Annotated in this window: 20 protein-coding genes; 11 read left to right on the top strand and 9 right to left on the bottom strand. The window is 66.6% G+C overall.

Annotation, left to right across the window (positions count from 1 at the left end):
- Positions 1 to 384: 384 nt before the first annotated feature.
- The 7 genes from fghA to LL972_RS19665 form a co-directional block, all read right to left on the bottom strand.
- Positions 385 to 1,215 (bottom strand): S-formylglutathione hydrolase, encoded by an 831-nt coding sequence (fghA, locus tag LL972_RS19695; protein ID WP_228329019.1) that lies wholly within the window; start codon positions 1,213 to 1,215, stop codon positions 385 to 387.
- Between the two features lie 58 nt (positions 1,216 to 1,273).
- Entirely contained in the window at positions 1,274 to 1,849 is a 576-nt protein-coding gene (gene gfa / locus LL972_RS19690) for an S-(hydroxymethyl)glutathione synthase (RefSeq protein WP_228329018.1), read from the bottom strand.
- Positions 1,850 to 1,917: 68 nt separating this feature from the next.
- Complete coding sequence (locus LL972_RS19685) at positions 1,918 to 3,027, bottom strand: S-(hydroxymethyl)glutathione dehydrogenase/class III alcohol dehydrogenase (RefSeq protein ID WP_228329017.1); 1,110 nt, start codon at positions 3,025 to 3,027, stop codon at positions 1,918 to 1,920.
- A 63-nt stretch (positions 3,028 to 3,090) separates the two neighbouring features.
- Positions 3,091 to 3,366, bottom strand: a complete 276-nt coding sequence (frmR, locus tag LL972_RS19680) for a formaldehyde-responsive transcriptional repressor FrmR (protein WP_016902624.1) — start codon at positions 3,364 to 3,366, stop codon at positions 3,091 to 3,093.
- A 275-nt stretch (positions 3,367 to 3,641) separates the two neighbouring features.
- Positions 3,642 to 7,220: a PAS domain-containing sensor histidine kinase gene (locus LL972_RS19675; RefSeq protein ID WP_228329016.1), complete on the bottom strand. Its 3,579-nt coding sequence runs from the start codon at positions 7,218 to 7,220 to the stop codon at positions 3,642 to 3,644.
- Between the two features lie 362 nt (positions 7,221 to 7,582).
- Positions 7,583 to 7,957, bottom strand: coding sequence for a hypothetical protein (locus LL972_RS19670; protein ID WP_429002204.1), 375 nt, complete (start codon positions 7,955 to 7,957; stop codon positions 7,583 to 7,585).
- Between the two features lie 410 nt (positions 7,958 to 8,367).
- Positions 8,368 to 9,468, bottom strand: a complete 1,101-nt coding sequence (locus tag LL972_RS19665) for a glycosyltransferase (RefSeq protein ID WP_228329015.1) — start codon at positions 9,466 to 9,468, stop codon at positions 8,368 to 8,370.
- A gap of 137 nt (positions 9,469 to 9,605) precedes the next feature.
- On the opposite strand from LL972_RS19665, the gene LL972_RS19660 reads away from it, so the two are divergent.
- Both LL972_RS19660 and LL972_RS19655 read left to right on the top strand, forming a co-directional pair.
- Positions 9,606 to 10,325 (top strand): response regulator, encoded by a 720-nt coding sequence (locus LL972_RS19660; RefSeq protein WP_087962308.1) that lies wholly within the window; start codon positions 9,606 to 9,608, stop codon positions 10,323 to 10,325.
- Positions 10,322 to 11,845: an ATP-binding protein gene (locus LL972_RS19655; RefSeq protein ID WP_228329014.1), complete on the top strand. Its 1,524-nt coding sequence runs from the start codon at positions 10,322 to 10,324 to the stop codon at positions 11,843 to 11,845. Before LL972_RS19660 ends, LL972_RS19655 begins: the two co-directional genes overlap by 4 nt.
- A 133-nt stretch (positions 11,846 to 11,978) precedes the next feature.
- Here the strand turns inward: LL972_RS19655 and LL972_RS19650 are convergent, their stop codons facing one another.
- Complete coding sequence (locus LL972_RS19650) at positions 11,979 to 13,343, bottom strand: glutamate--cysteine ligase (protein WP_160954915.1); 1,365 nt, start codon at positions 13,341 to 13,343, stop codon at positions 11,979 to 11,981.
- A gap of 310 nt (positions 13,344 to 13,653) precedes the next feature.
- Between LL972_RS19650 and LL972_RS19645 the strand changes: the two genes are divergently transcribed.
- Entirely contained in the window at positions 13,654 to 14,490 is an 837-nt protein-coding gene (locus tag LL972_RS19645) for a helix-turn-helix transcriptional regulator (RefSeq protein ID WP_228329013.1), read from the top strand.
- A gap of 104 nt (positions 14,491 to 14,594) precedes the next feature.
- Positions 14,595 to 15,569 (top strand): MBL fold metallo-hydrolase, encoded by a 975-nt coding sequence (locus tag LL972_RS19640; RefSeq protein ID WP_228329012.1) that lies wholly within the window; start codon positions 14,595 to 14,597, stop codon positions 15,567 to 15,569.
- 71 nt (positions 15,570 to 15,640) lie between these two features.
- On the opposite strand, the gene yihA is transcribed toward LL972_RS19640, so the two are convergent.
- Positions 15,641 to 16,264: a ribosome biogenesis GTP-binding protein YihA/YsxC gene (gene yihA / locus LL972_RS19635; protein WP_102583911.1), complete on the bottom strand. Its 624-nt coding sequence runs from the start codon at positions 16,262 to 16,264 to the stop codon at positions 15,641 to 15,643.
- A 144-nt stretch (positions 16,265 to 16,408) separates the two neighbouring features.
- On the opposite strand from yihA, the gene LL972_RS19630 reads away from it, so the two are divergent.
- The 7 genes from LL972_RS19630 to betA all read left to right on the top strand — a co-directional run bounded on the left by LL972_RS19630 (position 16,409) and on the right by betA (position 25,114).
- Positions 16,409 to 17,209, top strand: a complete 801-nt coding sequence (locus tag LL972_RS19630) for a c-type cytochrome (protein WP_228329011.1) — start codon at positions 16,409 to 16,411, stop codon at positions 17,207 to 17,209.
- A 103-nt stretch (positions 17,210 to 17,312) separates the two neighbouring features.
- A complete protein-coding gene (locus LL972_RS19625) occupies positions 17,313 to 17,963 on the top strand; it encodes a thiol:disulfide interchange protein DsbA/DsbL (RefSeq protein ID WP_228329010.1) in 651 nt (216 codons plus the stop codon).
- A gap of 91 nt (positions 17,964 to 18,054) precedes the next feature.
- Positions 18,055 to 18,870, top strand: coding sequence for a thiol:disulfide interchange protein DsbA/DsbL (locus tag LL972_RS19620; protein WP_228329009.1), 816 nt, complete (start codon positions 18,055 to 18,057; stop codon positions 18,868 to 18,870).
- A gap of 49 nt (positions 18,871 to 18,919) precedes the next feature.
- On the top strand, positions 18,920 to 19,657 hold the full coding sequence (locus LL972_RS19615) for an endonuclease/exonuclease/phosphatase family protein (protein ID WP_024940789.1): 738 nt from the start codon (positions 18,920 to 18,922) through the stop codon (positions 19,655 to 19,657).
- A gap of 136 nt (positions 19,658 to 19,793) precedes the next feature.
- A complete protein-coding gene (betT, locus tag LL972_RS19610) occupies positions 19,794 to 21,773 on the top strand; it encodes a choline BCCT transporter BetT (protein WP_228329008.1) in 1,980 nt (659 codons plus the stop codon).
- A gap of 40 nt (positions 21,774 to 21,813) precedes the next feature.
- Positions 21,814 to 23,286, top strand: coding sequence for a betaine-aldehyde dehydrogenase (gene betB / locus LL972_RS19605; RefSeq protein WP_228329007.1), 1,473 nt, complete (start codon positions 21,814 to 21,816; stop codon positions 23,284 to 23,286).
- Positions 23,287 to 23,443: 157 nt separating this feature from the next.
- A complete protein-coding gene (betA, locus tag LL972_RS19600) occupies positions 23,444 to 25,114 on the top strand; it encodes a choline dehydrogenase (protein WP_228329006.1) in 1,671 nt (556 codons plus the stop codon).
- Positions 25,115 to 25,494: the final 380 nt, after the last annotated feature.

Below are 25,494 nucleotides of genomic sequence, written 5' to 3'. Positions count from 1 at the left end.
GCGCTCCCGTGCCCGGCTTCCAGAACGGTCAGAACCCCCTCCAACAACACAGTTGCTACAGGGACGTACTTGCGGCGCGTCCCGCGATGGTGGGCGGGCAAGGGCCCTGCAGCCACGCGCAGATCGGCTGCTCTACAAGCCCACCTGCCCGCTCCACCGGGCTTCGCCGTACCCTCATCAGCTCCTGCGGGGCACCTTCTCCCGAGGGGAGAAGGGAGGTCAATTCGACGCTTTACTCATGCCGCGGCCCACGCAACACGGCAACGCGGCAACACGGCAACGCGGCAACGCGGCAACGCGGCAACGCGGCAATGCAACGTAACGCAATGCGCACCACCATCCACCATCTCATACCACGCATCTACTGCGCACTCGACCAAACGATCAACCACGCAACGCCGCAGCATGATGCGCAATATGCTCGCCGATAAAACTGGCGATAAAGTAATAGCTGTGGTCGTAACCAGGCTGCAGCCGCACCGTGACCGGATAACCGGCGGCCTTGGCAGCCTCTTCAAACAGCGATGTTTTCAGCTGGTTTTCGAGAAATTCGTCACCATCGCCTTGATCGATCAACAACGGCAAGCGCTCCGGTGCCTGTGTGATCAATGCAGTGGCGTCGTACGCTTGCCACGCTGCGCGGTCCGGCCCCAGATATTGGCCGAATGCCTTCTCGCCCCACGGCACCTGGCTGGGCGCGACGATCGGCGAGAATGCCGACACGCTGCGATAGCGGCCCGGATTCTTCAATGCGATGGTCAAGGCGCCATGCCCGCCCATCGAATGGCCGCTGATCGCGCGCGCACCGGTGGTGGCGAAATTCGCTTCGATCAACGCCGGCAATTCGTTCACCACATAGTCGTACATGCGGTAATGCGCCGCCCACGGCTGCTGCGTGGCATCGACATAGAAACCGGCGCCCTTGCCGATGTCGTAGCCGTCCGCGTCAGCCACATCATCGCCACGCGGGCTGGTGTCGGGCACAACGAGGATGACGCCATGCTCGGCCGCATACCGCTGCGCGCCGGCCTTGCCGATGAAGTTCTGTTCGGTGCAGGTCAGCCCACTCAGCCAATACAGCACCGGCAGTGGACCATCGGCGGCCTGCGGCGGCAGATAGACGCCGACCTGCATGCTGCAATCCAGGCTCTGCGACTGATGCCGATAGACGTCTTGCCAGCCGCCGAAGCAGGCATGGTGTTCGATACGTTCCATGAGATTCCTTCGATAAAAACCTGCGGCCGGCACAAGCGCCGGCCGCAGGGTTGGGCGATCAGTGCAGCACGCCCTTCTTGCGTGCCACATTGGCGGACAGTGCATCCATCAATCCCGGCGACAGGCAGTCGTACGGGGTCAGGCCGAGTTCGTTGAGACGGGCGCGCACTCCGTCCATGTCAGCCGGCGGTGTGCCGGTTTCGATGATGGAGGACACGAACGCCGCAAAGCCCGGCGGCGACCAGCCCGATTGCTGCGACAACTCGGTATGGATGAAGTCCAGCCCGTAAAACGCGTGCCCCTTGTCTTCGATGCGACCGAACATGTGCACGCCGCAACCGGTACACGCGTGCCGCTGGATCGCCGCGCTTTCGTCGACGACCTTGAGCTTCTCCGCATGCGCGGTCACCGTGACCTTGTCGCGCGGCACCACTGCAATCACCGAAAATGTCGCGCCTTCCGGCTTCCAGCATTTACTGCAACCGCAGGCGTGGTTGTGCGCGGTCTGCGCCCCCACGTCCACGGTCACCTTGTCGCTGGCGCAGTGGCACTCAAGGGTTCCGCCCTGAAAGCTTTCCGCACCGCCACGCGCTACACCACTGTCTACCGAAGGATGAATCGAGACGCTGGTCATCATGCCCCTCCCGGAGTATCGGGTACCACGTGCGCGGAAGCGGCCGCGCGCCGATCCTGGCCGTACGGTCAGAAATGAATCACGGTGCGGATCGACTTGCCTTCGTGCATCAGGTGGAAGGCCTCGTTGATCTCTTCCAGCGGCATGGTGTGGGTGATGAACGGGTCGAGATCGATCTCGCCCTTCATCGACTGCTCCACCATGCCCGGCAATTGGGTACGTCCCTTGACACCGCCGAAGGCCGAGCCGCGCCACACGCGGCCGGTCACCAGCTGGAACGGACGGGTGCTGATTTCCTGGCCGGCACCGGCCACGCCGATGATGACGCTCTCGCCCCAGCCCTTGTGGCAACACTCCAGCGCCGACCGCATCACGTTGACGTTGCCGATGCACTCGAAGCTGAAGTCCACGCCGCCATCGGTCAACTCGACGATGACCTCCTGGATCGGCTTGTCGTAGTCCTTGGGGTTGATGCAATCGGTGGCGCCCATGCTGCGCGCCAGGTCGAACTTGCCCGGATTGGTGTCAATGGCCAGGATGCGCCCGGCCTTGGCCTGCACCGCGCCCTGGATCACCGCCAGACCAATGCCACCCAGGCCGAACACCGCCACGCTTTCGCCCGGCTTGACCTTGGCGGTGTTGTGCACCGCACCGATGCCGGTGGTGACGCCGCAACCGAGCAGGCAGACCTTTTCCAGCGGCGCGTCCGGGTTCACCACCGCCAGCGAGATCTCCGGCACCACGGTGTATTCGCTGAAGGTGCTGCAGCCCATGTAGTGGTAGATCGGCTCGCCGTTGTAGGAAAAGCGCGTGGTGCCGTCCGGCATCAGGCCCTTGCCCTGGGTGGCGCGCACCGCCTGGCAGAGATTGGTCTTGCCGGACAGGCAGAATTTGCATTTGCGGCATTCGGCGGTGTACAGCGGGATCACGTGATCGCCGACCTTGACGCTGGTCACGCCCTCGCCCACTTGCTCGACAATGCCGCCGCCCTCGTGGCCCAGCACGGACGGGAAGATGCCTTCCGGGTCGTCGCCAGACAGGGTGAACGCATCGGTGTGGCACACACCGGTGTGGGTGATGCGGACCAGCACTTCGCCGGCCTTCGGCGGTGCGACGTCGATCTCGACGATTTCCAGCGGCTTGCCGGGTCCGAATGCAACTGCTGCACGGGATTTCATGTGATGGCGCTCCTGACGATGAGGTTCAAGGACGGGCACGGCATACGCCGACCCGGTGGGAGTTCATTTGAGATAGGACCGGACCAGCCCGAGCAATTCCTGCACCCGCTCGGCGCGCTGCGCATCGGAAGCGGCGGCGTGGCCGAAGTCTTCGCGGATATGCGCTTCGAGCACCTGCGACATCAGCCCATTGACGGCACCCCGGATCGCGGCGATCTGCTGCAGCACGGGCGCACAGTCTGCGCCCGCCTCCAACGCGCGCTCAAGCGCGTCGCACTGCCCGCGCAGGCGTCGCACGCGCGCTAGCGCCCGCTTTTTCTCCTGCGGCGAGTGCGGCATGACGGCTCCAGCCAAATACTGGGGGGCAGTATATGGATTCGGTCAGAAAAAGCCATGCCCACGAGAAGACTGCTCGCAAAAAAACCGGGGACGGCTGCAGCCCGAAGCGGTCGCTGGCTGCGACAACTCCCGCCACCATGGCACTGAAGGTCCATCCAGACGTCTGCAGCTCGTCGACGCGCCGTACTGCAGTGCTGCGAATCCGCGCGCCGTCCGCCGCGGTCGTCGCACTGCAGCACACCACTGGCGGGCGTGTGCAGGCGCAGCACGCAGCTTCAGCTGTCGTCGCTGTCCAGACGCATGCTCTCCGACACCGGCAGCTCGATGGTGCAGCGCACCCCGTCCGGACCCAGCACGTAGGTCGTCTCGGCCTGCAACTGGTATGGCAGCGCGCGTTCGATCAACTCGCGGCCGTAGCCGGACCCTTGCGCCGCCTCGCCAGGCGCAGGCATGTGCACGCCGGTCTCGCTCCACTCGATGCGCAGGCGGGTGCCTTGGGCCGGACGCAGCAAGCGCCAACGCACCTGCAGCTGTCCGCCGGCCTGCGCAAGCGCGCCGTACTTGTTGGCGTTGGTCGCCAGCTCATGCAGGGCCAGCGCAAAGGTCTGCACGGTGCTGGAGCGCAGACGCACGCCGTCGGGGCCATCCAGGGTCACGCGGTCGCCATGGCCGTGCGCATCGATCGCGCCCATGGCCGACAACTCGACCCGGATCAATTCATCGAACAGGATGCGATCGCCTTCGTTCAAGCGCGACAGCAAGCCCTGCACGCGCGCCAGGGCGTCCAGGCGATCGTTGTAGATCAGCGCCAGCTCGGCAATGGTCTTGCTGCTGCGTTGCGTGCGATTGAAGACCACACGCACCACTCCCATCAGGTTGCGTGTGCGGTGCTGCAGCTCGGCCAGCAACACCTGCTGGCGATCTTCCCACTGCCGTCGCCGGGTCACGTCCTGGCCGATCTTGAGATAGCCCAGCGGCTCGGCGCTGCCGTCGCGCAGCGGCCGCGTCGCCCCTTCGATGAACACGCGCCGGCCATCCTTGCGTTGATGACAGCGGACATTCGGCGCGCCGCCGGTGTAATGCGCCTGCTCGATCTCGCGCTGCGGCACGCCGGTCAGGCGGTCCTCGGCCACGAAGGTCATCGCGATGTGCTGGCCGATCGCCTCTTCCGCCGTCCAGCCGAAGACCGCTTCGGCACCCGGTGGCCAGGTCTGGATATGCCCGCGCGTATCGGTGGTGAAGATCGCGTAGTCGAGCGCGCTCTCCACAATCACCCGGTAGCGCTCTTCGCTTTCGAGCAGCGCGCCCTGCGCACGCGCACGCTCCAGCGCCGCCCAGGTGCGCTCGGCGGTTTCCTCTGCCAGGCGGATCTCGGCGGCACTCCAGTTGCGCGCGGTCCGTTGATTGACCACAAAGGTGGCCACCAGCTGGCCGCCCTTGATCAGCGGCACCACGATCAGCGCGCCGATCTCGTTGCCCGCATAGGTCGGGCGCTGATCCTCAGGCAATGCAGGATCGGTGGCGGCATCGCGCACCACCCAGGTCTGCGCGTCGAGCAGCCAGGGCATCGGCCAGTCCGTCGACGCGAAGCGACGCGCATGACTGGTTTCATCGGGTCGATGCCAGTCGCGTTCGACCACGTACTGGTTCGCCCTGGCATCCACGTCCACGTAGTAGGCATGGCCGGCGTTCAGATGCTCGCCCAGTACGCGCGCGGCCTCGGCCTGGATTGCGGCCGGGTCCGGCAGCGGCCGCAAGGCGTCGGAGAGTTTCAGCAGAAAGGCGTTGCGGTCCTGCACTTCGCGGAGCGCCGCCTCGGTGAGTTTGCGGTCGGTGATGTCGAGCACAAACTCGAAGCCGGTGCCATCCGGCAAGCGCTTGGACGCAAACAGGGCCCAGCGCCGGGTTCCGTCCTTGCACAGATATTCGCGCTCGTAAGGTGTGGCGCTCCCCTTGGCCTTGAGCTCCTCGAACGCCTGCTCGCACAAGGCGATCGATTCGGGCGGGGTCAGCGCCTGCCAGGAGAGCGTGCCCGCTTCCACGTCGGCACGGCTGTAGCCGCTCATTTTCAAGAAGGTGTCGTTGGCATCGGTGAGGCGACCGCCCATGTCGAAATACGTCGCGCCAACGGTTTCGATCGTCAACGCAGTGCGGAAGCGTTCTTCGCTGGCACGCAGCCGCTCGTCGGCGCGGCGCTTGTCGGAGATATCGCGAAAGTACACCGACATTCCGCCATCGTTGGTGGGATAGATGCTGATATCCACCCAGTACCCCAATGCCGGCGACAGGGCTTCCAGCCGGACCACCTGGCGTGTCTGCGACGCCTGCACATGCGCCTGATACGGGAGCGACCCGATCGAGTCGGGAAATTGTTCCCACAGCAAGGTCCCCAGCAATTGGTCGCGCGTGCGTCCCCACAGCAACTCGGCCTTTTGATTGATGTAGGTGAAGCGCCCGTCCGCGTCGATGCCATAGAACGCGTCTGAAATACTTTCGAGAATGTCGCGATTGCGCTCGGCAAGCGCGCCCACTTCCATCTGCACCTGGCGTTGCGCAGTGACATCCTGCAACACCGCGACGCCACCGGTCACACGCCCCTCTTCGCGCAGCGCCACCGCGGTGATCCGCAACCAGCGCTGTGCAGCGTCATGGGGATCGAGGAAATCCACCGGCGCGATCGTGTCTTCGCCACGCAGCGCGCGGGCGCAGGGAAAGTCCCGGATCGCGACCGCCTGCCCTTGCTGATCGACACCGGCGCGCGGCTGCTCCAGCAGTGCCGCGCGCGAGGGAACCCGCTCTGCCAACTGGTCACGTAATTGTGGATTTCTGTAGGTGAAGCGACCTTGCGTATCGAACAAACCGATCCCGATGGGGACCTGATCGAGCACATACGTCAGCCGCGCCTCGCTATCGCGCAGGCATTCCTCGGCCTGCTTGCGCGCAGTGACGTCGGTTCCGGCACCGAACCACTCGGTGATGCGTCCCTCCGCATCCAGTGCCGGTACTGCCTTGGTCTCCATCCACGCGATGCTGCCATCGGCGCGTCGTACCCGGTGCTCGAACACGATCGCACTGCGCGAGCGGATTCCTGCATCGATCCTGCTGCGCACCAGCGCCTGATCCTCTACGGGAATGTAATCCATGATCCACGAACGGCTGGTCGCCGGCGCATCGGCGGCGCGCGTGCCGGCGGTCAGCTGGTGCATCTCGTCCCAGTCCGCGCTCATGCGGTAATGCACCTCGGAACTTGCCGCCGACAGCGCAGCCAGCCGCGACTCGCTGGTGCGCAGCGCCAGTTCGGCACGATGACGCTCGATATAGTCGGCCGCCGTCCATGCGAGCAGTTCGAGCAATCTGAGTTCGTGCTCCGCAGGCCGATACGGCACGGTGAACTGGGTCCCGAGCAGTCCCAGCAGGCCACCGGCACGATTGAACAACGGGGTGAACTGGGCCGCACGGATGCCGCTGCACAGCGCCGCCTCGTAGTCGGGCGTCCCCTTCAACGGGGTGAAGGTTTCGATGTCCTCGATCACCAACTGCCGACGTTCGCGGCGCACGGTGTCGCAGGTCGCCTGGAAACCGTCCTTCAGGAACTGCTGGACGAACGCGCTGCGCTCGTCATGTCCGCGATAGACACGCAACTCCATCTCGCTGTTGTGCGCGCTGACCAGTTGCACGCAGCCGCAGTCGGTACGGGCGAAGGCACAGGCAAGCGCGGTGATTTCCTGCAGCGCGATGCGGGCATCGGCCTGTGCCGCCAGGCTGACCTGTAAGGCATGCAGGCGACGCATGCCGGAGAGTTCGTCCTGCAGCGCCGCGTTGTCCTGCCTGGTGTCGTCGGGCACGGCACTCATCGTGTCCGGCTCTGGCCTGCGCCCATCGTCATTGATCATTCGTACCGGGTGAGCCCACACAGTGCGCAATCGATGGCGAAGAGCTTGTCAGTAGCGTGCTCGACACAGCGAAATATCGCCGGGTGGCTCGCGTGTGGATAAGACCCGGCTAAAGCGCAACCGAGGGGAATCGCTTCAACCGGCCTGTCGGCTGCCTGGCCACTGCCAGAGGCTGCGAGTAGAGCCCGCTAAGCGCGGCGCGCCGCTGCGCTCGGATCCAGCAGTGCATCAAGCATGGCGGCGACAGCCGCTCATGCGTAGCTCACGCCGGCTGCAGCATCGCCGCGAGCAGCTGGAATCGACCGTCGACGTGATCAGCAAGATCATCCATGCCGGGGCGGCGGCGCGAAGCCTTCGGCCTCCAGGCATTGCGACAGTGCTGGCGGTGGCGGGCCGAGAGGCGGCGCGTCAGGTGCAGGCAATGCGATGCCTTGCGCAGTGGCACAGGCCTGCAACGCGGCGTCGACGTCGGGATCGTGGGGCGGCGGACCAGGTGGTTCGCCAGGCCAGTGCAAGCCATCGGGCGCCGGGCCATCGCGCCAGGGCCCGCCGGGCATCGGCGTTGGCCTCGTCACGCCCTTGTTGGCCAGACAGCGGTCAAACGCAGTGCGGTCCACACCCTGCGCAGGCGCATCGTGATGGCGGCCTGGCCGCAGCCGGCGGGGGCAACACCATGCCCTGCTCCTGGGCACACGCATGCATCACCGCCAGATCGCTCGCACTCGGTGGCGGTGGCGGACCACGCCGCGCCTGTGGCGGCGCAGGCGGCGGCGGCCCGCCGGGAGGCGCGCCGCAGACACTGGCGCAGCCGCCCAGGCCGAGCACTGCTAGCAGTGCAGTGATGGCAACGGCTGTGGAGCGTGTCTGGACCATCGTCGATCTCCCTGGCTGGATGGCGCACATGCGCGTCCTGCACGCACATGGCAATGGCGGGATGCACCCGCTTGGTCAGGGAGAGCGTCGCATTGCGATATGTCGTGCATTTGCCGCTGCGCGCCGATCGCTGGCGTGCGTCGTCACGCAGCGTGCAAAACCTGCAACCACACGAGCTCCGGGTGCTGCAGGCGATACGCCCGGACCGTGGTAAAGGCCAGGCCGTGCTAACGCCTCAGTTCTCGACGATCGCCGGGGCCACGTTTGCGGTGACGTCCGCCACATGTGCGGGCAACGACGCCAGCACTGCATTGCGAAAGCGCGCAGCGAAGGCGGCATCGTTGGCCTGGTAGAACGCGCGCGCGTTGGCCGACAGCTGATCCAGCTGCGCCTGCGGCAATGCCAGCGCGGTTTCCACCGCCTGCGCAATGCCCGCCGCATCCACGTAGTAGTACGACGCCAGGCGCCGCTGGCGCACCTCGGCCACCGGAATCAGCACACCGTGCTCGGGCCTGACCAGTTCGTTCATCGGCTCACCGTCGGTGGCCAGGGTCACTGCACCCACGCTCAGCGCTTCCATCAGGTAATGCCCGAAGCCCTCGGCCTCGGACGGGCAGAGATGGAACAGATGCGCGTTCTGCAGCCGCCGCAGTTCGGCGTCATCGAGATAGCGGACACGGTGGTCGATGTTCGGCGCCACCACCGGCTTGCCGGCCGTGCGCGGGTTCTGCACCACCGTCAGCAGCGGCCATTCCGGATGCCGCTGCCAGGTCTCCAGCAGCACGCGGGTGCCCTTGGCGGTACTGCGCCCGGCCAGATGGAAGAACGCACGTTGACGCGGAACCTGTGCGTCGTGGCGATCCGGGCTGGTGAAGCCGATGAACCGCGTGGTGCAGCCCAGACTGCGGAAAATCCGCTCCGCGTGATGGGTCTTGCACAGCACCGCGTCGAACTGCGGCAGCCGCGGCAGCCACTTGGGCAGCAACCATTCCGGATTGGGTACCAGCAGGTTGGTCTGGCCCAGCGGCAGGCAGCGCGCATACACGCGCTCGGAAAAGATCTGCACCGGCACCCGCCCGAACAGCGCGCGACTGGCCCACAGACGAGCTTCGCGTGCGGTGTCGTGCAGCCGCTGACTGGTGAAGCCCACTTCCTGCACCGGTATGCCGCCGGCACGCAGGGTCTGCGCCATCAGCTCCATGTCCCGGGTCAGGCCCACGCCGTTGTCGCGGCTGATCACCCGCATCATCGGAAACGCCTTGTCATGCGTACACTCGCCATTGCTGCGGCACAGTGTCGATGGCCCGGTTTCCTGCGCGATGTCCCGTTCTGTCATGTTGCGTCACACGTGTGCCAAAGGTTGACAAATTCAATCATTATGATGCGTGCTCCAGCCCTGCAACTGCGAGCACCATGTATCCGGTAGCCACCACCCTGCGCGGGCCAAGTGCCGCGCCACCGACGATGATCTCCATGGACATGCAACAACCCTGCGTTCTTGTGGTCGACGACGACCCGGACCTGCGCAAGCTGATCGGCGAGTTCCTCAGCGCCCACGGCTACCAGGTGGACGTTGCCGAAAACGTGGCGGAGATGCGCAAGAGCATCGCCCAGCGCCGCCCGGACCTCATCGTACTCGACGTGATGATGCCTGGAGAAGACGGCCTGAGCGCGGCGCGGGCGCTGGCCAGCGAGCGCGGTTCACCTGCGGTCATCATGCTCAGCGCGCTGGGCAACGACACCGACCGCATCATCGGCCTGGAAGTGGGCGCCGACGATTACCTGGCCAAACCCTGCAATCCGCGCGAACTGCTGGCGCGGGTACGCGCCCTGCTGCGCCGCAGCCAGGCCAGCAGCGAGCAGGCCGACCACCGTGGCAATGTCTACGAGTTCGCCGGCTGGCGGCTGGACGTGGTGCGGCGCGACCTGCGCGACCCCACCGGCATCTTCATCAACCTGTCCGACGGCGAGTTCGCGCTACTGCGCACCTTCGTCGAGCATCCGCAGCGGGTGCTCAGCCGCGACCAGTTGCTGGACTACGCCCGTGGCCGCGATACCGACGTCTACGACCGCGCCATCGACAGCCAGATCAGCCGCCTGCGCCGCAAGATCAACGAGCGCGTGCATACCGAGTTGATCCGCACCGTGCGCAACGAGGGCTACATGCTGCTGCCGGGCGTTTCGCGTCTGTGAGCAAACCGGCACGTCGCGGGCTGTCGATCTTTGCCCGTACCTTCGTGTTGCTGGCGGTGGCACTGCTCACCGCCCAGGCGGTCGGCATCGCCCTGCTGGTGATGCGTACCCCGGTCTACGAGCCGCCGGTGCATCCGCCGGAAGTGGTGGCACTGCTATCCACGCGCATGCCGGCCGGCACCCAGACCCTGACGGTGCACGAATCGGCCCAGGCCCCGCTGCCGCCGGCAGGCCAGGTGCGCGACGGGTTCGCCGAAATGCTGCTGGCCCATTGGCTGGATGTCCCCGAGCAGCGCGTGCGCTTTTACCGCAGCGCCGACGATCGCCAGGGCCCACGCATCGGCATGTCTCCACCGCCGCGCATGCCCGGCCAACCGCAGGCATTCGGGGCCGATGATGGCGATGCCAGTCACGCCGGCGATCGCCACGAGGCCTTGCAGCGTTCGCCGCCAGCGCCAGGCGACTGGCCGCGCGATCGCCGCCCCGGTGCCCCGCCGTTCGGCAATGGGCTGCGTCCGGACGACAGCCCCGGCGCCTGGGAAAGCGAGCGCCTGACCCCGGGCGTGCCCTTGCTGGACGGCTTCACCGCCGCGCTACAGCAGCCCGATGGCCGCTGGCGCACGGTCGAATCGCCACCGCGGCGGCTGTCGGCCGAGTTCAAGACCCATGTGGTGCTGCTGTTCCTGGCCGGCCTGCTGGCCAACGTGCCGCTGGCGTGGTGGTTCTCGCGTGCGCTGTCGGCGCCGATCAAGCGCTTTGCCGAAGCGGCCGACCGGCTGGGCCGCAACCCGGATGCTGCCGCATTGCAACGCAGCGGCCCGCCGGAGATCGTGCGCGCGGCCGATTCGTTCAATGCGATGCAGGCCCGCCTGAACCGCCTGATCAACGAACGCACCCACATGGTGGCGGCGATCGCGCACGACCTGCGCACGCCGCTGGCGCGCCTGTCGTTCCGCCTGGACGGCCTGCAGCCGCCGTTGCGCGACAAGGCGCTGGCCGACATCGACGAGATGAAGGCGATGATTTCCGCCGCGCTGGATTTCATCCAGAACGATCGCCACCGCGGCAAACGCGCGCCGCTAGACCTGCGCCTGCTGGTGGAAAGCGTGGTCGACAACGCCACCGACATCGGTGCCGATGCCGAACTGCTGCCCGGCCCGGCGATCACCCTGGATGGCGATCCGCTGGCCTTGCGGCGCGCAGTGATGAACCTGCTGGAGAACGCGCTGAAATACGGCAAGCGCGCGCGCCTGCAGCTGCAGCGCGATGGCGAAGACGGTGTGCTGTGGATCGATGACGACGGCCCCGGCATCGACCCGACCCAGCGCGAACAGCTGCTGTTGCCGTTCGTGCGTGGCGAGTCCTCGCGCAATCGCGATACCGGCGGCATCGGGCTGGGCTTGTCGGTGGCGCACAGCATCGTGCTGGCGCATGGCGGCGACCTGCGCCTGGACAACCGTGCAGCAGGTGGCGGCCTGCGGGTGACGGTGCGCCTGCCGTGCATGCCGGAGCGGCGCTAGGGCCGGGTTGGAGCACGTTATCTCGCCCAAGCTCGGCGGTGCAGGCCGGCGCGCACCCGAGAGTTCACGCCTGCAAGCAACGATCCGCGCGCCGGATCAGCCGCACGCGACCACTGCTGCGATCAGCAAGCGCTCAGTACGCAAACTCGCGGAACACGCGATCGATGTCGCCATTCCATGCACCGTGATACAGCGCCAGCTTACGCTCGGCCGCGGTAACACCGCTCTCGGCGATCTCGGCGATCACATCCACAAAGCCGGTTTCGTCCTGACCATCGGCATTCAGGCGCGCACGCCGACGCAGGCCCTCGCGGGCGATCTTGACCGCTTCCACCGCCAAATCGCGCACCGTGCCATTGCGGAACGGCAGGCCGAGTGCATGCTTGGGCACGCCGTCGCGCAGCGCGTGGCGTTCGGTGGTGCTGAAATCCTTGACCAGATCCCAGGCCGCATCCAGCGCGGTGTCGTCGTACAGCAGCCCGACCCAGAACGCCGACAGCGCGCACAGGCGGTCCCACGGGCCGGCGTCGGCGCCGCGCATTTCCAGATACTTCTTCAGGCGCACTTCCGGGAACGCGGTGGTCATGTGGTCCGACCAGTCGCGCAGCGTCGGCAACGCGCCCGGCAGTGCCGGCAACTTGCCTTGCATGAAATCGCGGAAGCTCTGCCCACTGGCATCGACATAGACACCGTCGCGGTAGGAGAAATACATCGGCACATCGAGCAGGTAATCGACATAGCGCTCGTAGCCGAAGCCGTCCTCGAACACGAAGTCCAGCATGCCGGTGCGGTCGGCGTCGGTATCGGTCCAGATGTGCGAGCGGTAGCTGAGGTAGCCGTTCGGCTTGCCTTCGGTGAACGGCGAATCGGCGAACAACGCGGTGGCGATCGGCTGCAACGCCAGCGACACGCGGAACTTCTTCACCATGTCCGCTTCGGTGGCGTAATCCAGGTTGACCTGCACCGTGCAGGTACGGGTCATCATGTCCAGGCCGAGCGAGCCGACCTTGGGCATGTAGTTCTTCATGATCTGGTAGCGGCCCTTGGGCATCCACGGCATTTCATCGCGGCGCCACTTGGGCTGGAAGCCCATGCCCAGGAACCCCAGCTGCAACTCACCGGCCACCTGCGCCACTTCGTCCAGATGGGTGCCGGTTTCCACGCAGGTGTGATGCAGGGTTTCCACTGCCGCGCCCGACAGTTCCAGCTGGCCGGCCGGCTCCAGCGTCACCGAGGCGCCGTCGCGCAGCAGCGCGATGGTGTGGCCGTTTTCCTGCACCGGCTCCCAGCCGAAGCGGGTCAACCCGGTCAGCAGCGCCTGGATGCCGCGCTCGCCTTCGAACGTGGGCGCGCGCAGGTCGTCGAGCTGGAAGCCGAACTTTTCGTGCTCGGTGCCGATCCGCCAGTCAGCGCTGGGCTTCTCGCCGGAGGCCAGCACCTGGACCAGCTCCGCGCGTTCGGTGATCGGCGTTTCGGCAACGTGGCTGGGACTCGACAAGGGCAGGCTCGCAGGAAAATTTAGGGGAACGATGTGGGGATCCTCCCCTGCCACCGCAAGGCCCGCACTATAACCGCAGGGCATGGAAAGAATTGCTGCCATCGACCGGGTCTGAGATTTCCATCCATGCGCACGGCGTGGCCGACGCAGCAGCAAGCGCGACCCCACCGCCCGAGGGCAGGCGTGACGGAGGTGCGGCAGGCCGCAGCCGTTCACGCTGAACGCGGCCACCCGCAAATCCCCGCAGGCAGGATGCACGGCGTTCGATCACCCAGGCCGCGCACCCGCGATCCTGTAGCATCGCCCGGCCATGACCGTTGCGCCCACACCCACCGACGCCCTGCTCGCGCAGATGACCACTCTGATGCACTGCGAGCGCGCCGACGGCTACGCCTGCGTGAGCGCACGGCGCGAACACGGGGCGCGCTCGGTGGACCTGACCCAGCCGCAGTTCGCAATTGTGTTGCAGGGCCGCAAGCAGGTGCGCAGCGCGACCCAATCGCTGCAGTTCGTGCCGGGCGACCTGTTCCTGGTGACGCGCCGTTGCCGGATCGATGTGATCAACACGCCCGACCCGCAGACCGGGCTCTACCTGAGCGTGGTGGTCCCCCTCTGCGAAGAGGCGCTGGCCGCTGCACGCGCATTGTGGAACGAGCCGCTGCCCGAGGCCGGTGCCGACATCGCGCAGCTGCCGGCGATCGATGTCGCGCTGACGCTGCGGCAATGGCGCGAGGCGCTGCAGCACGGCCTGTATACCGAAGCACGCCTGGCGCTGGCCGCACTGGTCGTCACCCTCTGCCGCCGCGGCCACGGCGGCCTGTTGCTGCCGCCGGCGCCAAGCGTTGCCGAGCAGGTGCGTACGCTGATCACCGCGCAACCGCAGCGGGCGTGGCGCTCGCGCGATATCGAAGACAGTCTGGGGATCAGCGGCGCCACCTTGCGCCGGCATCTGGCTGCCGAACACCGCTCGCTGCGCGAATTGATCACCGACGCGCGGCTGGCGCACGCCATGGCCTTGCTCTACAGCACGCGCTGGCCGCTCAAGACCGTGGCCGCGCGTGCCGGCTATCGCTCTACCCGCAGCTTCAGTCAGCGCTTCCAGCAGCGCTACGGGCTGGATCCGGCCAGCATCGGCAATAGTCGCTAGAGCGCCGACGCGAGCGCTTGGCGCAGCGCATTGAGCGAATCGCGCAGCTCGCTGCCGCCAGCATGGCGACACCGCGGCGGTTGCCGCCTGTCCTGGAGTTGCCCATGTCTGTTTCCGTCCTGCGTGCGCTGGCGCCGCTGCTACTGGCCGCAAGCGCCACGCTGGCGCACGCCGCTGCGCCCGCATCCCCCCACGCGCAGGTTCCCGGCTTTTACCTGCAGCGCATCGGCACGCTGCGCGTCACCGCGTTGTTCGACGGCCGCGTGGGGCTCACGCGTCAACAACTGTCCAATGTGGACCCGGCAGAGCGCGACCGCCTGCTTGCGCAGGGCTACGTGCCTGAAGACCCCAAGGGGTTGCAGACCGCGGTCAACGCCTATCTGATCCAGGACGGCAACCACCTCAGCCTGGTCGATACCGGCACCGCGCAGTGCCTGGGGCCCGGCCTGGGGCAGGTGCTGGCCAACCTGCGCGCCGCCGGTGTCGACCCCGCCCAGGTCGACGATGTGCTGCTCACCCACGCGCATCCGGACCACCTGTGCGGCCTGCTCGATGCGCAGGGCACACCGGCCTTTGCCAACGCCACGGTGTGGCTGTCCGACGCCGACGCCGCGTACTGGCTGGATCCGGCCTCGGAGGCCGTTGCCGCGCCGATGCTGCAGTTCGCCTTCCCGTTGGCGCGCGCGGCCGTCGCGCCCTATCAGGCCCAGGGTCGGCTGCGCCGTTTCCAGCCGGGCAAAACCACATTGCCGGCCGGCATCACCGCGCTGGACAGCCAGGGCCACACGCCCGGCCACGTCTCCTACCGCTTCGACGGCGGCGCTGGCAGCACCCTGCTGGTGTGGGGCGATGTGTTGCACTACCACGCCGTGCAGTTTGCCCAGCCGGACGCATCGTTCGAGGCCGACAGCGATCGCACCAAGGCGATCGCCTCACGGCGTCGCCTGCTGGCGCAGGCCGCCGATGGCCGCTGGTGGGTGGCCGGCGCGCATCTGCCGTTCCCGGGCCTGGGTCATGTGCGCCGCGAGGGCGCCGCGTTCGCCTGGGTGCCGACCGAGTTCGGCCCGGTTCCACAATGAAAACGGCGAGCCCTGGCTCGCCGTCCTAATGGTCTGAAGTGCCAGGCGTCATGCGCCAGGCCCGGCCCGGCTCACTCTACGGCAGGCGCCGCTACGTCCAGACCCAGCCAGCCGCCGACGATGCCGCGCAACTCGTCCACGCCCTGGCGCGACTCGCCCGAGTAGGTCTGCACGGTCACGCTGTCGCCGAAGCGCGAGGTCACTTCCTTCTTGACCTTCTGCAACGTCTGCATCTGCTGGCCACGGCCGAGCTTGTCGGCCTTGGTCAGCAGCCCATGCGCGGGCAGGCCGCGCTCGGCCGCATAGCCGAGCATCTGCAGGTCGTAATCCTTGAGCGGATGGCGGATGTCCATCACCACCACCAGCCCGCGCAAGGCCTCGCGGGTGCGGAAATAGCGGTCGATGAAGGCCTGCCAATGCGCCTGCAGGTCCTGCGGCACCTTGGCGTAGCCGTAACCGGGCAGATCCACCAGATAACGCTCGGGCTGGATCTGGAAGAACACCAGCTGCTGGGTGCGGCCAGGGGTCTTGGACACGCGGGCCAGCGCGTTCTGGCGGGTCAGCGCATTGAGCGCGCTGGATTTCCCGGCATTGGAGCGGCCGGCGAAGGCGACCTCGTAGCCGCCATCGTCGGGCAATTGCCGGGCGTTATGGGCGGACAGGTGGTAGCGGGCTTGTTCGATAAGGAGCGACATCTCCCTAGGATCGCACGTTCGGGGCCTGACGGTTTTGCTGCACTGTTCGTTGACCCTGGCGCAAAGGCGTGTCGATAATCGAAGCACGCCTGCCACAGCCAGCACCCAACGCGCGCGGGCCGGGTCCATACGGAGCTTTAGCTGATGCGCCATGCTCGTGTGCTAGTCCTCGCCGCCGTCGCCGTGCCGGTCATTGCCGCCGTGGCGTTTGCGCAATCGGCAGTCACGCCGATCCCCGATCCGCCGCCGGTGCGCATTGCCCCGCTGGAGGTGGACCTGTCCAAGACCACCTGGGGCGATGCCAAGGCCGGCCAGGCCAAGGCCGCCGCCTGCGCGGCCTGCCATGGCCCGGACGGCAATCCGGCGGTGGCCATGTACCCACGCATCGCCGGCCAGACCGAGCGCTACGTGGCGCATCAGGTCGCCCTGATCGCCAGCGGCGAGCGCAATACCGGCATGTCGGCGGTGATGGTGCCGTTCGTTAAGGACCTCACCGCGCAGGACATGCGCGACCTGGGCGCCTACTTCGCCACGCAGAAATCCGCAGCCGGCGTGGCCGACGACGCGGTGGTCAACGAGGGGCCGTACCAGGGGCTGAAGTTCTACGAGGTCGGCGAGAAGCTCTACCGCGGCGGCGACATCGCGCGCGGCGTGCCGGCCTGCATGGCCTGCCATGGCCCGGCCGGCAGCGGCAATCCGGGCCCGGCGTATCCGCGCCTGGGCGGCCAGCATGCCGAGTACGTGGCGCGGCGCCTGAAGGAATACCAGGCCGGCACCACCCAGGAGCGCAACCCGGCGCTGTTCAATATCATGGCGCAGGTGGCGCACCCGCTGACCGAGCAGGAGATCCAGGCGCTGGCCAGCTATCTGCAGGGTCTGCACGACCGCGCCGACGACGCGGCCGCCGCGCAGCAACCACCCACAGCAATGCCCGCACGCTCATGAGCTGACCGCCGCACCCGCCACACCGTGTCACGACGCCGGTCCCGCGACCGGCGTCGTCGTTTCCCGCTCTCCCCCTTCCCACTCCCACTCCCACGGAGCCTGCATGAATCTGTTTTCCCGCCTGTCCCTGCTGTTGTTGCTGTTGATGCCGCTGGCGGCCTGTGCCGCCGACAAGAACGCCCCGCCGGTCGAAGGCGACGACTACATCGTCATCGACGGCGGCCAGCCGTACGCGCCGCTGGCCGGCAAGGTGGAAGTGGTCGAGGTGTTCGGCTACACCTGCCCGCACTGCGCGCACTTCGAGCCAACCCTGGAGGCCTGGGTGGCCAAGCAGCCGTCGTATGTGCGCTTCACCCCGGTGCCGGCGGCATTCGGCGGGTTCTGGGATGCCTTCGCGCGTGCCTACTTCGCCGCCGACATCCTGGGCGTGGCCAAGCGCAGCCATCGCGCCATGTTCGAGGCCATCCACGAAAAGCAGACCGTGCCGACCCAGAACGTCGCCCCGGAAGAACTGGCCGCGTTCTACGCCGGCTATGGCGTGCCGCAGCAGCGCTTCATCGAGACCTACAAGAGCCAGGCGGTGGATGCCAAACTCGATGCGGCGCGCGAATTCGCCAAGCGCAGCAAGCTCCCGGGCACCCCGGCCATCATCATCAACGGGCGCTACCTGATCGGCGCGCGCAATTACCCGGACATGCTGCGCGTGGCCGATTACCTGATCGCCCGCGAACACGCCGCGCCTGCCAAGCGCTGAACCGCGTAACCGCCACCAACGGCCGCCCGTGGCATCATGCGCCCCGCGGCCGTCCGGCCCTTTCCTCGCCCCACGCTGGAGATCCAATCCGATGAAGACCCGCTTCGCCCTGACGCTGATGGCGCTGCTGCCGATCCTGGTCGCCTGCAAGGCCCAGGACGGCTCGTCCGACACCGCACCTGCCGCCACCACGCCGGCTGCCGAAACGGCGCCTGCTCCGGCCGCTGCCACGCCGGCCGCCGACCCCGCCGCACCGCCTGCAGTTGGCGAGAGCGCCAGCACCCCGCCGGCCGCCGCCCCCAGCGCCGCACCGCGTGCGCCGAACGGCCCCGAGCCGGTCGCCGGCACCGACTATCTGGATATCGAAGGCGGCCAGCCCTACCAGCAGGCTGCCGGCAAGATCGAAGTGGCCGAGGTCTTCGGCTATGTCTGCCCCGCCTGCAACGCGTTCCAGCCGCTGATCGGGCCGTGGAAGGCCGGCCTGCCGTCGGACGTGCACTTTGTCTACGTGCCGGCGATGTTCGGCGGCCCGTGGGACGACTACGGCCGTGCGTTCTACGCCGCCGAAACCCTGGGCGTGCAGGAGAAGACCCACGAAGCGCTGTACAAGGCCATCCACACCGAGCAGACCCTCAAGGGCGAGCGCGGCAAGGATTCGGTGCAGGACATCGCCGCGTTCTACGCCAAGTACGGCGTGGACCCCAAGACCTTCATCGACACCATGAGCAGCTTCGGCGTCTCGGCCAAGACCAACCGTGCCAAGCAGTTCGCCACCCGCAGCAAGCTCACCGGCACCCCGTCGCTGATCGTCAACGGCAAGTACCTGGTCAAGGGCCAGAGCTTCCCGGACATGCTGCGCATCGCCGATCACCTGATCGCGCGCGAACGCGCCACGCTGGCCAAGTGATCCTGTCGATCGCCGCCCTGTGAACGCTTCGGATTCGCGCACCCTGCGGGTGCTGACGGCCAATATCCAGGCCGGCTCCAGCACCCGCCGGTACAGCGACTACGTCACGCGCAGCTGGTCGCATGCGTTGCCCCTGGGCAGCAAGCGCACCAGCCTGGACAGCATCGCCAAACTGGCCGGCGAGCGCGATATCGTCGGCCTGCAGGAGGCCGACCCGGGCAGCCTGCGCTCGGGCTTCACCAACCAGACCCACTATCTGGCCGAGCGCGCCGGCTTCCATTACTGGAGCCACCAGCCCAACCGCCGCATGGGCGGGGTGGCCTCCAGCGCGAATGGTTTGCTCAGCAAGCTGGAACCGCTGGAAGTGCAGGACCACGCCCTGCCCGGCCGGATCGGCGGGCGCGGCATCCTGCTGGCCAAGTTCGGCCAGGGCCGCGAAGGCCTGGCGGTGGCAGTGGCGCACCTGTCGCTGGGCGCCAATTCGCGCATGGCGCAGCTGGCCTTCATCGCCGAGTTGTTGTCCGAGCATCCCAACGCGATGTTGATGGGCGATTTCAATTGCATGGCCGACCGGCCGGAAATGCAGGCGCTGTATCGGCACACGCGCTTGCAGCCGCCCAGCTGCGAGGTGCATACGTTTCCGAGCTGGCGTCCGGACCGGGCGATCGACCATATCCTGGTCAGCGACAGCCTGACGATCGAACATATCGAAGCGATTCCCGCAGCGTTCTCCGACCATCTTGCGGTGGGCATGGATATCCGCGTGCCGCTGCAGCTGCTGCGCTGACAGCCACGCAAAGTGGCTACGGGTTCGCACTGGCGGACTCGACCGATGACACCCCCTCGACGCCGCCTGTGCGATAACGCAGGCGGTTTTTCGTTGGGAGCACAGCACGTGATACGCGTCATATGAGTGTGTCGGCATGAGTGCGGTTGAGCCGCAGCTGTTGCCGGTGCGCACCCTGCGGGCGGTGTTCGTGCTGGCGGCAACCGTGGTCTGTACGTTTGCGTTGCTGGTGTCGTTGTTTCCGCTCGAAGCGGGCCGTGTGCTGCTGGACGCACAGACCTGGGCCTCGCGCAATGTCGGCTGGTACTACCTGCTGGCGATGACGGTGTATCTGGTGTTCGTGCTTGGCGTGGCCTTGTCCAGCTACGGCAACATCAAGCTCGGCGCCGATCACGACGAACCGGAATTCAGCTATCTGTCCTGGGCCGGCATGTTGTTCGCCGCAGGCATCAGCATCACGCTGTTCTTCTTCTGCGTCTCCGAACCGCTCACCCATTACCTGCAACCGCCGCAAGGCGGCACGGGCAGTGGTGAGGCTTCCGCGCGGCAGGCGATGCAGTTGCTGTTCCTGCATTGGGGATTGCATGGCTGGGGCGTGTTCGCGCTGGCAGCAATGGCGCTGGCGTATTTCGCATTCCGCCACAACCTGCCGCTGGCCTTGCGCTCGGCGCTGTATCCGCTGATCGGCAAGCGCATCAACGGGCCGATCGGCTACACGGTGGATGCGCTGGGCATCGTGGCCACCGTGTTCGGCCTGGGCGCGGACATGGGCTTCGGCGTGCTGCATCTCAACGCCGGCCTGAGCACCTTGATGGAGGTGCCGCACACCCATTGGGTGCAGGTCGCGCTGATCGTGGCGATGATGGGCGCGGCGATCGTGGTGGCGGTCTCCGGCGTGGAAAAAGGCGTGCGCTGGATGTCGGACATCAACATGCTGCTGGCGATCGCGCTGCTGTTGTTCATGCTGTTCGCCGGCCCCACGCAGTATCTGCTCAACGCGCTGATCCAGAATCTGGGCGACTACCTGGGCAGCGTGGTCAACAAGAGTTTCGATGTGTACGCCTACGGCGGCCGCAACGGCTGGCTCGGCAACTGGACGGTGTTCTACTGGGCGTGGTGGATCGGCTGGGCACCGTTCGTGGGCCTGTTCATCGCGCGCATTTCGCGCGGCCGCACCATTCGCGAGTTCGTGCTCGGGGTGTTGCTGATCCCGCTCGGCTTCACCCTGGCGTGGCTGTCGATCTTCGGGAACAGCGCGCTGGACCAGTTGCTGCATCACGGCCAGGGCGCGCTGGCGCAGCAGGCCATCGCTGCGCCGGAGACGGTGCTGTATTCGCTGCTGCAGGGCTACCCGTGGAGCCGCACGGTGATCACGGTGACGGTGGCGATCAGCTTCGTGTTCTTCGTGACCTCTGCCGACTCCGGCACGGTGGTGTTGTCCACGCTGTCCTCGCACGGCGGCGAGCCGCACGACGATGGCCCACGCTGGCTGCGCGTGTTCTGGGGCGTACTCACCGCGGTGGTGACTGGTGGCCTGTTGCTGGCCGGCAGCATGGACGCATTGAAATCGGCCGTGGTGCTGGCCTCGCTGCCGTTCTCTGCGGTGTTGCTGCTGATGGCCTGGGGCCTGTCGCGCGCGCTCAGCCAGGAATCGCAGCGCAAGCGCGCACAGCTCTACAGCCCCAGCCCGCTGATCGGGCAATCGCGGCACCACCGCGGCTGGCGTCAGCGCCTGGGCCAGGCGATGCATTTCCCGGCGCGCGATGAGGTCTATCGCTTCATGCACGACCAGGTGCGTCCGGCGATCGAAGCGGTCACCGCGCAGCTGCAGGAAGAAGGCTGGCAGGTCAGCAGCCGGCTGGACGACGACGACATGGAAATCAGCGTCGACCACGGCGAGCAGCAGGGCTTCCGCTACCAGGTGGTGATGCGCGGCTACCTGACACCGTCATTTGCCGCGCAGCGCCTGCGCAACCAACGCTATTACCGCGCCGAAGTGTATCTGTACGAAGGCAGCCAGGACTACGACCTGGTCGGTTACAGCCGCGAACAGATCATCAACGACATCATCGATCAATACGAGCGTCACCTGCAGTTCCTGCATCTCACGCGCTGAGGTGCCGCCGCTGCCGCGTGCGCCCCACAGGAGGTTTGCCATGCCACGTTTTCCCGACCAGTTGCTGTATATCGGCGGCCGCTATGTTCCCGCCCGCGGCGGCCACACCTTCGAGGTGGTCAATCCCGCCACCGGCGAGGTGCTGGCCAATGTGCACAACGCCGGTGCCGACGACCTGGATGCCGCGGTCGACAGCGCCACAGCCGGCCAGCAGCAATGGGCGGCACTGACCGCGGTGGAACGCTCGCGCATCCTGCTGCGTGCAGTAGCGCTGCTGCGCGAGCGCAACGATGCGCTGGCCGAACTGGAAACGCTCAACACCGGCAAGCCGCTGAGCGAAACCCGCAGCGTGGACATCGTCACCGGCGCGGACGTGCTGGAGTACTACGCCGGCGTGGCGCAGGCGCTGCAAGGTGCACAGGTGCCGTTGCGCGAAGGCAGCTTCTTCTACACGCGGCACGAGCCGCTGGGCGTGGTCGGCGCGATCGGCGCATGGAATTACCCAATCCAGATTGCGCTGTGGAAAGCCGCGCCCGCGCTGGCGGCCGGCAATGCGATGATCTTCAAGCCCAGCGAAGTGACACCGCTGACCGCACTCAAACTGGCCGAATTGTTCACCGAAGCCGGCCTGCCCGATGGCGTGTTCAACGTGCTGCCCGGCGACGGCGCCAGCGTGGGCACTGCGCTTACCGAACACCCGCAGATCGAAAAGATCAGCTTCACCGGCGGCACCGCGACCGGGCGCAAGGTGATGGCCAGTGCCTCGAGTTCGTCGCTGAAAGACGTGACCATGGAACTGGGCGGCAAGTCGCCCCTGATCGTCTGCGCCGACGCCGACCTGGATCTGGCTGCCGACATCGCGATGATGGCCAACTTCTACAGCTCCGGGCAGGTGTGCACCAACGGCACGCGCGTGTTCGTGCCGCGCGCGCTGCGCACCGCCTTCGAGGCGCGGCTGCTGGCACGCGTGCAACGCATCCACATCGGCGACCCGCTGGACGCGCGCACCACCTTCGGCCCGATGGTCAGCGCCGCGCACATGCAACGCGTGCTCGACTACATCGCGCAGGGCAAGGCCGAGGGCGCACGCCTGCTGTGCGGCGGCGAACGTCTGCGCGACGGCGCACTGGCACAGGGCTGCTATGTCGCACCAACCATCTTCAGCGATTGCACCGACGTGATGACCATCGTACGCGAAGAGATCTTCGGGCCGGTGCTGAGCTTGCTCACCTACGACGACGAGGACGAAGCGATCGCACGCGCCAATGCCACCACCTACGGCCTGGCCGCCGGTGTGGTGACGCCGGACCTGGCGCGCGCGCATCGCCTGATCCATCGCCTGCAGGCGGGCATCTGCTGGATCAACACCTGGGGCGAGTCGCCGGCACCGATGCCGGTGGGCGGCTACAAGCAATCCGGCGTGGGTCGCGAGAACGGCCTTGCCACGCTGCAGGCCTATACCCGCACCAAATCCATCCAGGTCGAACTGGAACGCTACGCGTCGGTGTTTTGACCGGCCGACGCCACCTGGCAGGCCGTCGCTGGCGACACCGGCGAGATGCGCAAGCGGAAGCCTGTAGATCGCGCTGCCATTTCGAACAAGAACAGCCGCCCACCGCGCAATCGTCTTGAATGCCGCTTCACACCGGCACCGCAACAAGGAGAACCTCATGCAACGCGAATACGACTACATCATCATCGGCGCCGGCTCGGCAGGTAACGTGCTGGCCGCGCGCCTGACCGAGGATCCGGGCGTCAGCGTGTTGCTGCTGGAAGCGGGCGGGCCGGATTATCGGCTGGACTTCCGCACCCAGATGCCGGCCGCGTTGGCCTTCCCGTTGCAGGGCCGTCGCTACAACTGGGCCTACGAGACCGAGCCGGAGCCGCATATGGACAACCGGCGCATGGAATGCGGGCGCGGCAAAGGGCTGGGCGGCTCGTCGTTGATCAACGGCATGTGCTACATCCGCGGCAACGCGCTGGATTTCGACCATTGGGCCAGGCGGCCGGGCCTGGAAGACTGGAGCTACCGCGATGTGTTGCCTTACTTCCGCAAGGCCGAAACCCGCGACATCGGCGCCAACGATTATCACGGCGGCGAAGGCCCGGTCAGCGTGGCCACGCCGAAGAACGACAACAACGTGCTGTTCCATGCCATGGTCGATGCGGGTGTACAGGCCGGTTATCCGCGCACCGACGATCTCAACGGTTACCAGCAGGAAGGCTTCGGGCCGATGGACCGCACGGTGACGCCGCAAGGGCGTCGCGCAAGCACGGCGCGTGGCTATCTGGACATGGCGCGTCCACGCGATGGCCTGCATATCGTCACCCATGCCACCACCGACCGCATCCTGTTTGCCGGCAAGCGCGCAATCGGCGTGCACTATCTGGTCGGCAACAGCAGCGAAGGTGTCGACGCACACGCGCGCCGCGAAGTGCTGGTGTGTGCCGGAGCAATTGCCTCACCGCAGCTGCTGCAACGCTCCGGCGTCGGCGCGCCGGATCTGCTGCGCGCACTCGACGTGCAGCTGGTGCACGACCTGCCCGGCGTCGGCCAGAACCTGCAGGATCATCTGGAGGTCTACATCCAGTACGCCTGCACCAAGCCGGTGTCGTTGTATCCGGCATTGCAATGGTGGAACCAGCCGGCCATCGGTGCGCAGTGGTTGTTCGCCGGTACCGGCACCGGCGCCAGCAATCAATTCGAAGCCGGTGGTTTCATCCGCACGCGCGAAGAATTCGACTGGCCCAATATCCAGTACCACTTCCTGCCCGTCGCGATCAACTACAACGGCAGCAATGCGGTGAAGGAACACGGCTTCCAGGCGCATGTGGGGTCGATGCGCACTCCCAGCCGCGGGCGCGTGCATGCCAAGTCGCGCGACCCGCGCCAGCATCCGTCGATCCTGTTCAACTACCAATCCACCGATCAGGACTGGCAGGAATTTCGCGATGCGATCCGCATCACCCGCGAGATCATCGCCCAGCCCGCACTGGACGCCTACCGCGGCCGCGAAATCAGCCCGAGCGCAGACTGCAAGACCGATGCCGAACTGGACGCCTTCGTGCGCGCGCGCGCAGAGACCGCGTATCACCCGTCCTGCTCCTGTGCGATGGGCACCGATGACATGGCGGTGGTCGACGGACAGGGCCGTGTGCACGGCATGGAAGGCCTGCGCGTGATCGATGCATCGATCATGCCGCGTATCATCACCGGCAACCTCAACGCCACCACCATCATGATCGCCGAGAAGATCGCCGACCGCATGCGTGGCCGCACGCCACTGCCGCGCAGCACGGCCGACTACTACGTGGCCGGCGATGCGCCCGTGCGCGGATGATTGCTGAGTTGGTAACGCGCGAGTGATCTCTAGTTACGTGCAAAGCTGCTTGGTCGAGGGCGCGGTGCCCTCACCACTTCCGGGACACGCCGTGAATCCGTCCGTGGCGGCTCCTTGGCGGCATCCTTGCCGCCAAAGGGTCCCGGAACCGGTAAGGACACCGCACCAGGAAGTTTTTAGGTTGCTTCATTGACAGCCTGCTTATTGCTCGGCTCGTCTTGGGCAACTGATTGGGTAAGCTGCTATATAAACAGTGCAGGTCATGCCTTGCTTAGCCGTGCACGCCGACCATCTAGACTGGTCCTTGCCCGCCCACCGTCGCGGGACCTTGAGCGGCATGGATGCCGCGCCAGAGCCTACAAGGACGTACTTGCGGCGTG

The sequence above is a fragment of the Xanthomonas campestris pv. asclepiadis genome (assembly GCF_020784175.1).
Taxonomy (GTDB): Bacteria; Pseudomonadota; Gammaproteobacteria; order Xanthomonadales; family Xanthomonadaceae; genus Xanthomonas; species Xanthomonas campestris_D.
Note: the sequence above shows the minus strand (reverse complement) of the source record. Positions and strands in the feature narration are given on the sequence as shown.